The sequence below is a fragment of the Methylobacter sp. genome (assembly GCF_004322395.1).
In the GTDB taxonomy this organism is placed as follows: Bacteria; Pseudomonadota; Gammaproteobacteria; order Methylococcales; family Methylomonadaceae; genus Methylobacter_A.
Window position 1 is genome coordinate 18,640 of the sequence record NZ_SCTW01000080.1, and the last position, 11,454, is coordinate 30,093.

Consider the following 11,454-nt stretch of genomic DNA (forward strand, 5'->3'; position numbering starts at 1 on the left):
ATCCCGGAATCCGGACAGCAGTTTAAGCTATGCTCTGTTGAAAAATAAGAGCCAGGAAAAAAGCGAAAGCAACTGCAATCCATTATAAGGGGGGCGGCAAAATCGGTTCGACGCCTTCAAACTCTGCCTCGGGATGATGTTTTATTACAAGTTGCTTAATAGTTTCTATACGCTCCGTAGGGATATCAACCAGGACCAAAAGTTCGCCTTGTTCGATGGCCTCTTCAAACTGCTTTAATCTTGTATTGCCTGAATTCATACCCATTAAACCGTTCATCATGGATCCGATGGTTGCGCCTGCCATAATAATCCCTAAAAGCGGCCCTCCCGCAATTGCAAATCCCGCAAGGCGCAAACCGACTAATCCGGCCAATAATCCGGTGGTGCCGCCTAATGCGACTCCTCGCTCAAGTGCGGGAATAAAATCGGTTTTTATGCTTACCCCGGCTTCAGGTAGACCTTCAAGCGGCGTGTCTCTTTTCGCCAGAACATGAATATCGTTTTCTTCTATTCCTTCAGATCGGAGTTCGTCGACAATTTTATGGGTCATAGCAATATTGGGAACTAAAAAATAGATTCTACTCATGGCGTTCTCCTTTTTAGCGATATTCGGATTGACGATAAAGTCCAAAGAAAGGTTATTTACAGGTTGTCAGAAAAAACAAATCAATACAGCATCATAAAGCTATTTCATTATATTTCAATAAGTTGAACTACGTATTTATCTGGGTCCGCTGATAGTATAGTCTCATTATTCAGCTACATCTCCGACATAAGCACTTTTTCCGTCTGCGCAATTTTTGCCCAACATAAGGAATCGTTACTCTGCAAAATATTATTATTGCACCAATAAAAGTGAGGCAGGCCCATTGAAAAATAAATCGATAACACCCCGCTGGGAACATTTTGAACATGAAGCGGACATCGGCATACGCGGCATTGCACCTACGCTTGAGCAAGCGTTCGAGCAAGCCGCTATCGCGATGACCGCAACAGTCACCCATCTTGACTCGGTTTCGACATCGAAAGTCATCTCCATCTATTGTGAAGCGCCCGATACTGAACTGCTGCTGGTCAGCTGGCTTAATGAATTGATTTATGAAATGTCTGCGCAGGGCGTGCTGTTCAATCGTTTTGAGGTCGTTATCGATGACGACACGTTATCGGCGATGGCCTATGGCGAAGCCGTTGATCGGCAAAAACACCATCCTGCCGTAGAAATCAAAGGCGCCACTTTTACCGAACTGCGTGTCTATCAGCAAGCTGATGACACGTGGGTTGCCCAATGTGTTATCGATGTTTAGAGGAGGTATTCAATGGATACCCGTCAATTTATACAACGAGACGAAACGTGCTGGGAAATTCAACCTAAAGGCCCTATGCGTGTTCCAGCAGTGATTTATGCCGACGCGCAATTACTGGAGGCTATGGACCAGAAAGTTTACGAGCAGCTTACCAATGTCGCGACCTTGCCGGGTATTGTTGAAGCCGCCTATGCAATGCCCGATGCACATTGGGGCTACGGTTTTCCGATCGGCGGCGTCGCTGCTTTCGATCCTGATCAAGGCGGCGTTGTATCGGCCGGCGGTGTAGGTTTCGATATCTCCTGCGGTGTGCGCACCTTGCATACCGGTCTTACTATGGATCAATTGCAGCCGCATAAACAGGCGCTTGCCGATGTGTTATACCGCACAGTTCCAGCCGGTGTCGGCAGCAAAGGCCGAATACACTTGAATCATGAAAACATGCACGGCATGCTGATAGGGGGCGCAAAATGGGCGCTTGAACAGGGATTTGGCGAAGAACAGGATATGGAACGTATTGAAGAACACGGCTGCATGGCCGGTGCTGAGCCCCACTACGTTTCTGCTAAAGCCCGTGAGCGGCAAAAAGATGAAATGGGCACTCTGGGTTCCGGCAATCATTACCTTGAAGTGCAGCGGGTCGCAGAGATTTTCGACCGGGATGCCGCCAAAACTTTCGGCTTACGCGTTGATGATGTGGTGATCACCATTCACTGCGGTTCCAGAGGCTTGGGACATCAAATCGGCACCGAGTTTTTGAAAGAAATGGCGATGTCGGCGGCTCAATATAATATCGTTTTGCCGGATCGCGAACTGGCTTGCGCGCCATTGAATTCGCCTTTAGGCAAAAAATATTTGGGAGCGATGCGGGCCGCTATTAACTGCGCATTAGCGAACCGGCAAATTATCACTCATATAGCCCGGCAAGCTGTTGCAACGGTATTTCCCGGTATCCATCTCGGCCTGCTCTATGATGTCTCGCACAACACCTGCAAGGTGGAACAGCATACGATCGATGGCCATAAAAAAGAGCTATATGTGCATCGCAAAGGCGCAACCCGCGCTTTCGGCCCCGGCCATCCCGATTTGCCGCCCGCATTCAAAGAAGTCGGACAACCGGTGCTGATCGGCGGCTCCATGGGTACCAGCTCTTATGTGCTGTGCGGCACCAAAGAAAGCGAGCAACGCTCGTTCAGCTCGGCCTGTCACGGCGCGGGGCGGGCAATGAGCCGCACTCAAGCGTCTAAGCATTGGCAAGGCAGAACGCTGGTCGATCAGTTGGCGGCTCGAGGCATTATCATTCGCAGCCCGTCGATGCGCGGCGTGGCCGAAGAAGCGCCCGAAGCTTATAAAGATGTCAGTATAGTGGTGGATGTTGCAGACCGGGCCGGATTAGCCCGAAAAGTCGCCAAACTGGAACCGGTGATTTGTATCAAAGGCTAAAGCCGTAGACCGGTACACGATACTGACTTGTATCGTGGAAACAGACCAATTCGCTGGTTGTGGTGATTCTCCGGCAATGGCGTCGAACGTCTTCGTCCGGCCGTAGTTCTTCGATCAGTTTACGATCGGCGTCTTCGTGCTTGCGTTGGGCCGCTTCCGCATGACTATCGGTTCGATGGCATAACATTTACAAAAAGATTTTTTGGACTGTTATTAAAGAGGAACGGTTTATGTTTAAGACAGGAATTACACAAATCCAGTGTTCCGTATCTGTAAACCTTGGCAACAAGGCTTGCAGGAAAAAGCCATGAGCGTTGCCGAAACAGTATCGGGCCAAGTCAGCTTCATACCTGTCGACGGTTCGACTGTGGCTATGCAGTTGACCGGCAGTTGGAGTAATGAAGCTTCAATCAAACCGGTCGAACAGGTGCTAGAGGATTTGAGCGCCTTTAAAAACCTGAAGTTGGTTTTGTTACGAGCGCAAGATCTTGCAGGATGGGACAGCCGGTTGCCGGCTTATCTGCTCAAGATATTCAATTATTGCCAGACCCAGCATATCGAAGTCGATATGTCCGGGCTGCCCGAAGGCGCACAGGCATTGCTCAAACTGGCGCGCGCAGTGCCCGAACGGGCCGGTGCGCGCCGCACGGCGCAACAAAAATCCACGCTGGCCGAAATTGGCAAGGCGGTCCTGAACGGCCTTAAGGACGCGAAGGGGCTGCTCGCTTTTATCGGCGAAACCTTGCTGGCTTTCATCGCGTTGATTCAAGCCAAAGCGCGCTTTCGAACCATCGATATATTTTTATGCATACAAGACGCAGGCCCCGCGGCCCTGCCGATCGTGACGCTGATCAGCTTGCTGGTGGGATTGATTCTGGCTTTTGTCGGCGCCGTGCAGCTGGCCATGTTCGGTGCTCAAATCTATATCGCCGATCTGGTCGGCCTAGGCACAGTCCGCGAGATGGGCGCGCTGATGACAGCCGTGATCATGTCGGGACGCACCGGGGCCGCCTATGCCGCACAACTCGGCACCATGAATGTCAACAGCGAGATAGACGCGCTCAAGACCATGGGCATATCGCCGATGCAGTTCCTGGTGCTGCCGCGCATGCTGGCGTTGATCCTGATGATGCCGCTACTCTGTCTTTATGCCGACTTGATGGGCATGCTGGGCGGGGCGATGGTCACAGTCAGCGCCTTCGATGTGTCCTTGATCCAGTACTACAATGAAACCCAAAAAGCCGTAGACCTGACCGATTTCGGTATCGGACTGTTCAAAAGCCTGGTGTTTGCGGCGCTGATCGCGACAGCGGGTTGCATGCGCGGCATGCAGTGCGGACGCAGTGCCTCCGCTGTCGGCGATGCCGCAACGGCAGCCGTGGTAAACAGCATCGTCTACATCGTGGTCGCCGACTCGGTGATTACGTTAATTTGCGATCGGCTCGGTATATGACTTCCGCCATGAATACGCCGCATATCACCGTAACAAACCTGACCATGGCTTACGGCGATTTCCTGATTCAGCGGGATTTGAATTTCACCATCGATCATGGCGACATCTTCATCATCATGGGCGGCAGCGGCTGCGGCAAAAGCACGTTGCTCAGGCATTTGATCGGCCTGCAGCGCCCTGCCCAAGGCGATGTGTTTTACGACCAGCAAGACTTCTGGCATGCCAGCGACGAGGAGCGTGTCCGCATCATCCGGCGCATCGGGGTTCTGTACCAGAGCGGCGCTTTGTTCAGTTCCCTGACGCTGGCCGAAAATATCGCCCTGCCGCTGGGCGAGTTCACCCATATGAACGGCCGTGAAATCGGCGACATCGTGTCCTACAAGCTCGCCCTGGTCGGTCTGGCGGGGTTCGAGGATTATTACCCATCCGAAATCAGCGGCGGCATGCAAAAACGCGCCGGCCTGGCCAGGGCCATGGCGCTCGATCCCGAGATTCTGTTCTTCGACGAGCCGTCGGCCGGGCTCGACCCGGTCAGCGCCAGGCTGTTGGATGATCTGATTGTCAGCCTGCGCGACACATTGGGCACGACCATTGTTGTCGTCACCCACGAATTGGCGAGCATCTTCGCGATCGGCACCAATTCGGTTTTTCTCGATCCCGATACTAAAACCATGCTGGCGACCGGTTCGCCCAAAAAACTGCTGGCCGAATCCAGCGATGCCAAGATCATTCAATTTCTGACCCGAGGCGAAAGCAATGCCAATAAGTCTGCTTAGAAAGGAGTAATGTTGCCATGAGTAAACCTATCAGTCCTGTCGCTATCGGCGGTTTTACGGTCGGCGCCTTGGCGCTTTTGCTGGTTGCGGCGTTCATATTCGGCGGCGGACAGTTTTTGCGTGCCGATAAAGTCCGCTTCGTGATCTTTTTTGATTCCTCGCTCAATGGGCTTGATATAGGTGCGCCGGTAAAAATGCAGGGCGTCAAGGTCGGTGAAGTCACGAAAATCGTTCTACAGCTTGACCCGAAAACCAGCAAAATATACAAACCGGTAGTGATAGAGATCGACCGCAAAACTTTAACCACTTCAGAAGGCACACCTTTTCCCAGAGCGATGACGCGCAAAGAGCGGGAGGCAAACCGGGACGGTCTCGTTGCCGCAGGTTTCCGTGCCCGCCTCGAGATGCAAAGCCTGTTGACGGGTTTGCTTTACATAGATTTCGATGTGCACCGTGATAAACCGCCGGTGTTTACCGGCCTTGAATATCAGGGATTGCTTGAACTGCCCGCCATTCCGACAACCGTCGACGAAATCCGCAATACGGTCGAACAAGTGGTAAAAAAAATAAACGAATTGCCGCTGGAAGACATCGTCCAGAACTTATCGGCCAGCTTGCGCGAAATTAATAATTTTTTGGCTTCCGAAGACGTCAAAAAGTCCAAAGTTGCCTTAGCCAAAACCCTTGAGGAAATGGAGAAAACGGTAAAGACGCTCAATCATAATCTGGAACCGTTACTGGTCCATACGAACAATACAATGGTTAGCACCAATGCCTTGATCAAGGATTTTAAGCCTATCGTCGCCAACACTGACAAGACATTGACAGCCGCAACCGCTGCTCTTGACAGATCGCGGGATTCGATGGCGAAACTGGACGGCGCAGTCGGGCCTGAATCGGATTTAACCGAGACCCTGGAAGCGCTCAAAGATACGGCTCGCTCGATCAGAAATCTGACCGATTATCTGGAACGCCATCCGGAAGCAGTGCTTACTGGAAAAGATAACTAGAGGAGATTGACCATGTATATAATCCGGCTCGTTTTTATTCCGCTGCTGTCTGTTTTGCTGCTGTCTTTGGCGGCCTGTACAACATCTTCATCACAATTCTATATGCTGGAGCCGATCACTGGCATTGAGCACAAAAGCCCAACCGGAATCACCCAAAAACCGGTTATTATCCTTTCGCCGGTCCGCATTCCACACTATGTGGACAGACCCCAGATCGTGACCGCGAACGGTAAAAACGCCTATCAACTGAACGAGCTCAATCGCTGGGCCGAGGCATTGGATCACAATATCGGCCGCGTGTTGGCTCAAAATCTTACGATTATGGTGCCGGCGGAGGTAGGGTTTTCCAGTACTTCAACTACGGCAGAACGGGCGAACTTCCGGGTATCCGTCAATATTCTCGAGTTTCATGCAGACCCGCAAGGACAGGCCGGTTTGACTGCACAATGGCAGATAACCCGCAGCGACGGAGCATTAGTGAATCGGCAAGTATCGTACCGTGCGCCGGCTTCGACCTCCGACTACCGTATTATCGTGGAAGCGCTCAACGATTGTCTCAATCGTTTGAGCCGCGACTTGGCCGATGAAGTACGGAGATTGGCAGATGACAAATCCGCCATAAACAAAGCCGACCGCCGATTTTAATAAGGATATTCCCAAGCGAGAATTTTGATGTCTGTTTCTCTTACCTCCGCCAAGGGCTTATTTTTCATTCCTACCCGACTGTGCAGCCGGTGATTTGTATCAATCTAAAAACCGCAGTCAGTCCACGAAAAGCACGAAGTCACGAAAAAAATCAGTATGTTTTATTATATAGCCATTCACCTTTTTAATGATGATTCTCGGCAACTGCTCCTGCATAACCCAGATGGACGTATCATCGTTATACACAAGTGTCTGGGAAGCACGACGGTTTTCGTCATCCCGGCAGGGATTGCCAGAATCCACGACTGCAAGGATGCAGGAGGTAGAGCAATGCATGGAGCAATTGCCGAGAAGCCATGGATGGCAATACCGAAGCAGGCACAAGCCTTGCGACGCGGAATTGCTTAGTTAATCAGGCATTCACATCCTGTGCTCTGGATTCCGGCAATCCCTGCCGGAATGACGTGCTTTTAAATACTTGTGCATAACGACGAGGATGGACATGGGGAATGCATAAGCAATTGCCAAAAGGGTTTAAGAGAAGAGATTTAAAATGAACTTTATATGCAATCACTATACATAGGCACTAGCGGCTGGAGTTATCCAGACTGGCAAGACTGCTTTTACACCGGCGTCACCAGAAAAGGCTGGCTGAAATTCTACGCCGAGCGTTTTTCTGCGGTAGAAATCAACGGCACTTTTTATCGTTTGCAAAGTCCCGACACTTTTAAAAAATGGTTCGACGAAACCCCGGCCACATTCAGATTCGCATTAAAAGGCAATCGCTACTTAACGCATAATAAAAAACTACTTGATCCCTTGCCGTCGGTACTTATCGAGAAAAATCATGCCGGTGCGCTCGGAGAAAAGCTGGCCTTGGTATTGTGGCAACTGCCCGGCTTATTGAAAAAAGACTTGAACCGGTTAAAAAATTTTATAGATGCCTTACAACAATGGCCTGAAGCGCGCCACAGCATAGAATTCAGGCACAATTCCTGGTTTGACGATGAAACGGCGGATTGTATGACTGAGGCTAATATTGCTGTTTGCCTGTCGGACGCAGAGGCTTGGCCGATGTGGGATCGTACTACCACAAACCTAGTTTATATTCGTTTGCATGGACATACACAAACTTATGTCTCTCCCTACAGTAAACCCGAACTGGCCTATTGGGCCGAGCGCATTGCTCAATGGACTCAACAAGGCAAAGAAGTACATGTTTATTTCGACAATACCGCCGAATGCGCCGCACCTTTTAATGCCTATACTTTGCAAGCTCTGGTAGAAGATTACGGAAGATAAGGCTTTTCAGGAGCGATTGCCGCCTTCCTTAGTGCCGTAATTGCCCACCGATTATTGAAAACCTCCTGCCCGCCGCTCTTGCACCTGACCATTAACCCCAATCAAAACCGTCGTTGCCAGCCCATAAAAAATACCATGCTCAACAATGCCGGGGATGCTATTTAAAATATCGTTAAGTGTTTCAGCATCGATATGTTCATCAAAGCTCATATCCAAGATTAAACTGCCGTAAGAGCTCATCGCAAAGCCGTTTTTATTGGCATTTTGGCGTAAATCGCCACGCCCACCGCTTGCTTCCAGCTGCTTTTTAATCAGTTGCCACGCAAAAGGCATCACTTCAATAGGGATCGCAAAATTCTGACCGATTTGCTCAACCAACTTGCTGGGTTCAACCAACACTAAAAATTGCTCGCTGGCGACTGCCAGCAGTTTTTCGCGTACCAGATCGGCCCCCTGCCCTTTAAGCAGGGTTAGTTCCGGCGACACTTCATCAGCGCCATCGACATACATATCAACGTGACTGACCTGCTCGAAACCGAGCACGGGCAAGCCAAGCTGTTGTGCCTTGATCGCACTCACAACCGAGCTGGCGACGGTAGTCACTTTAAGCCCCTGCTCACGGCTGCGCTGCGCCAGTTCCTCAATAAAGCAATTTGCAGTCGAACCGGTACCCAGGCCGACCAGCATGCCATCTGTCACTTGGTTGGCTGCATGTTTGGCAACCCGTTCTTTATCGTTCATGGTTTGCTCCTTAATGTAGACAGGACTGAATTAATACTACAACAATCCTTGTAATGCCGATTTCCACGCGTCGGAAACAATGCCTCCCGCCTGCCGAAGTAGACACCGCGTTGGCGATTTATGCAAGGCGCTTGATCAAACTCATCGCATAGTCGACACTAATAGCCGGCCTCCAAGATGACTCTTTGTACATCCGGCGGCAGCCGTAGCGGCAACTGGGGAAATAAAGGGGAAATCCTGTATTTGCCCTGATTACCCAGCTTTGGTTCAGAAGCGTATATCCAAGCCTGCTCCACCTTATCGTTCGGTGCCGCCTGATTAGGCCATTGCCCTGTAAACGAACTGATGACACCGGGGGTATTGTCAAAATCCAACGTGTAGTAATACACAGCCTTGCTCTGCATGTAGGTGACCAATTGCACGGAAAAATCGGTGTCCGGCCAAAACCAGCCGGGGTTGGTAACTGCACTGCGAATAGGGCAGCCGCACATCATCGTCACTTTGGCAAAACAGCTTACCTCAGAGCTTTGCCAATCGGCCTGCACGTTGCTGATGCATAATCCCGGCACTTCAATCACCAAGCCTTCGGGGTTCTGTGGGCTAGCTCCAATGTTCACGCCCGGCAGCACTGTAATATCCGCTTGCGCTATCCGCGCTTGATCGGGATGGCTCAAAGGGCCGAACACCAGCACCCTAAAATCGGTCGGCTCTGAAATATCAACGCTCAATTGTACCTGGACTGTTTTGTTATCGGTCGCAAAAGGCGCACTCCGGCTCACGGGGCTCATTAAATCCGCCGGCCCGGCACTCAGCGGGTTTGAAGCATCGGCAACCCCATAGGCGACCAGCTCTTCCGTTACCGGATTCAACAGAAACACCAGCGCACTCTGATGGCTCGCATTGGCCGCATCGGGGCCAAGGTATTTACCTCCGCGGGCTGCCGGACGGACAAGAAGGGTTGTAAGCTGTTTTTTCATTGTATATTTTCTCCGTTCATTGAAGCTTTTGATCTAATGCTGGAAATTCTAAATAGCTAAGGTCAGGCTTGATTTATCCCGTCGGAAGTTAACCCGACGGAACAGAGGGTTGAACGGCAGCGCGTTAATTCGAGCCGCCCCATTTTTCTTGACGCATTTCCCTCTTCCGCCTTTGCAGAAGAGGGGCTGCGCGCTTCCGGCATTTCTAATGCAATGCGCTTATTTGGCGTGTTGCAACAGGAAGCTGAAGTCGGCCGGTTTACCGGCGGTGGTGGTAGCCATATTATGACAACTGATACAAGACGCCGATGCCTGGTCGTAAGTCTCCATGGTCATATTGGAAAGCGCGTGGGGGACGCCGAAAGTGGAGTTCGGTGCAGGTGTGTTCTCTGTCCCTCCGAGCCACTGGCTACCGATCAACTGGTAGTTGGCCCAAACCGTTCCGCTGAGGTTATACTGCCAGAGTGCGTTGATCGCCTGGGTATAATCGGGGATCGGAACCATCCGTACCGTCTGAGTGCCGAAGGCGTTGCCTTTTCCATCGTTGAAGGCTGCCGTTGCCGCATACGGTGCCGTGGCGGACCATTTATAGGTCTTTTGCTTGTTGAGGATATTCTGGAAGCAGGTCGACGAGGAGCAATCGTGGTTATAGAGATTCTTGCCCGCATAGTTGGTATTAGCGCTCAGGTCGTTGATGTCTGGAGCGTTGTTTACCTGCTCGAAGGTCGACCATATCCAGCCGAAGCTGGAGGGTTTATAGAGGATGTGCATGCCGACTAGACCGACGGTGACGTTCTTGATGCTAAAAGCCTTGCCCGAAACGCTGTGGGCTTTATCCACATTGATCGTCGCTTGACGGGTATAAAACTGTGAGACTTGGTCATTTCCCGAAAGAATTTTCCACGCGGCCTTGATCTCCATGGAACCGGGGGCGCCCGGTGCCGTTTGTGTCGGCAGGACGCTGGTCGGAAAAAACACTGCGGGCGCAGTCTGCTGGCCTTTCTTGGTGTTCAGCCCATTCTGCATGATGTAGCTGACTTCGGTAGGATTGAGCCGGACTTCATACACCAGATAATTGAGATTGTTATCCACCATCGGCTGCCCCGATGCTTCGATAAACTCCGAAAGGGGACTTCCCGGAGAACCGTCCACCTTCGAGAGTTTGCCCATGATCTTCACGCCGCCGGGAAATTTCTCCGCCGTGGCGCTTCCTTTCTTAGCTGTTGAGGAGGAACCGAAGACATTCGCCGTGTCGTCAAAATACTCCCAGACCCGGAAATTGCCGGGATCGGTGCCGATGTTAACGTTAGCTCCTGATTCGGGATTTCCGTTGCTATCCGCAGGCCAATTGAGAGCGGCGAAGACCTGCCAGGAGAACATATCGAAGCAAGGCTGATCCTGCACATTGAATGCCTGATAACCTTGCGGGAAGGTATTCGCTACAGAAAGGGGAAGCGTGGAACTGACGGTAACCGTTGACGGACAGTCCATCTGCGGCGGCGTGGGCGGAGTGCTTTCCTTGGTATTTTGCGCCTGAGGAGCCGTCCCCGTAGTTTCGGCCTGCTTGTCTGCCTCGGAGTCTTCTGCGAAAACAGCCGCAGAAACTAATAATGCCCCGGTTAAAAGTGCTATGTCTATACGCTTTATCATAGTTTCTCTCTGAATTAAGGTAATTAAAAAAGTTATTAGGGCCGGATTTTATTTATCCCCTCGTTTCTCGTTCCGGCCCAATGCTTAACTACTAACGGAAGCGATAGTTGGAGGGCGGCAAGACTGCCCTCCTTTTTATTTTTACCGATAGGC

General features: G+C 51.2%; 11 protein-coding genes. 7 read left to right on the forward strand and 4 right to left on the reverse strand.

All coding sequences use genetic code 11. From position 1 onward, the window contains the following. Positions 1 to 82: 82 nt before the first annotated feature. The gene (locus tag EPO18_RS11650) at positions 83 to 586 is read right to left on the reverse strand and encodes a DUF1269 domain-containing protein (protein WP_292433542.1); all 504 of its coding nucleotides are present in this window, start codon (positions 584 to 586) and stop codon (positions 83 to 85) included. A 283-nt stretch (positions 587 to 869) separates the two neighbouring features. Between EPO18_RS11650 and EPO18_RS11655 the strand changes: the two genes are divergently transcribed. From EPO18_RS11655 to EPO18_RS11685, 7 genes are all read left to right on the forward strand, one after another. Beyond that, positions 870 to 1,304 (forward strand): archease, encoded by a 435-nt coding sequence (locus EPO18_RS11655; RefSeq protein WP_292433543.1) that lies wholly within the window; start codon positions 870 to 872, stop codon positions 1,302 to 1,304. Positions 1,305 to 1,316: 12 nt separating this feature from the next. Further along, positions 1,317 to 2,747, forward strand: a complete 1,431-nt coding sequence (locus tag EPO18_RS11660; RefSeq protein WP_292433544.1) for an RtcB family protein — start codon at positions 1,317 to 1,319, stop codon at positions 2,745 to 2,747. Between the two features lie 307 nt (positions 2,748 to 3,054). Then, positions 3,055 to 4,200 (forward strand): MlaE family ABC transporter permease, encoded by a 1,146-nt coding sequence (locus EPO18_RS11665; protein WP_292433545.1) that lies wholly within the window; start codon positions 3,055 to 3,057, stop codon positions 4,198 to 4,200. 8 nt (positions 4,201 to 4,208) lie between these two features. Beyond that, positions 4,209 to 4,976 (forward strand): ABC transporter ATP-binding protein, encoded by a 768-nt coding sequence (locus tag EPO18_RS11670; protein ID WP_292433546.1) that lies wholly within the window; start codon positions 4,209 to 4,211, stop codon positions 4,974 to 4,976. Between the two features lie 17 nt (positions 4,977 to 4,993). Next, entirely contained in the window at positions 4,994 to 5,986 is a 993-nt protein-coding gene (locus tag EPO18_RS11675; protein ID WP_292433547.1) for an MlaD family protein, read from the forward strand. 12 nt (positions 5,987 to 5,998) lie between these two features. Beyond that, complete coding sequence (locus EPO18_RS11680) at positions 5,999 to 6,631, forward strand: PqiC family protein (RefSeq protein WP_292433548.1); 633 nt, start codon at positions 5,999 to 6,001, stop codon at positions 6,629 to 6,631. Between the two features lie 564 nt (positions 6,632 to 7,195). Next, complete coding sequence (locus EPO18_RS11685; RefSeq protein WP_292433549.1) at positions 7,196 to 7,933, forward strand: DUF72 domain-containing protein; 738 nt, start codon at positions 7,196 to 7,198, stop codon at positions 7,931 to 7,933. A 51-nt stretch (positions 7,934 to 7,984) separates the two neighbouring features. Here EPO18_RS11685 and rpiA read toward each other — a convergent pair whose 3' ends face one another. The 3 genes from rpiA to EPO18_RS11700 form a co-directional block, all read right to left on the reverse strand. Next, the gene (gene rpiA / locus EPO18_RS11690) at positions 7,985 to 8,674 is read right to left on the reverse strand and encodes a ribose-5-phosphate isomerase RpiA (RefSeq protein WP_292433550.1); all 690 of its coding nucleotides are present in this window, start codon (positions 8,672 to 8,674) and stop codon (positions 7,985 to 7,987) included. A gap of 158 nt (positions 8,675 to 8,832) precedes the next feature. Further along, positions 8,833 to 9,651 carry a hypothetical protein gene (locus EPO18_RS11695; RefSeq protein WP_292433551.1) on the reverse strand — a complete coding sequence of 273 codons (819 nt, stop codon included), beginning with the start codon at positions 9,649 to 9,651 and terminating at the stop codon, positions 8,833 to 8,835. 219 nt (positions 9,652 to 9,870) lie between these two features. Continuing rightward, positions 9,871 to 11,301: a hypothetical protein gene (locus tag EPO18_RS11700; RefSeq protein ID WP_292433552.1), complete on the reverse strand. Its 1,431-nt coding sequence runs from the start codon at positions 11,299 to 11,301 to the stop codon at positions 9,871 to 9,873. Between the last annotated feature and the right edge of the window lie 153 nt (positions 11,302 to 11,454).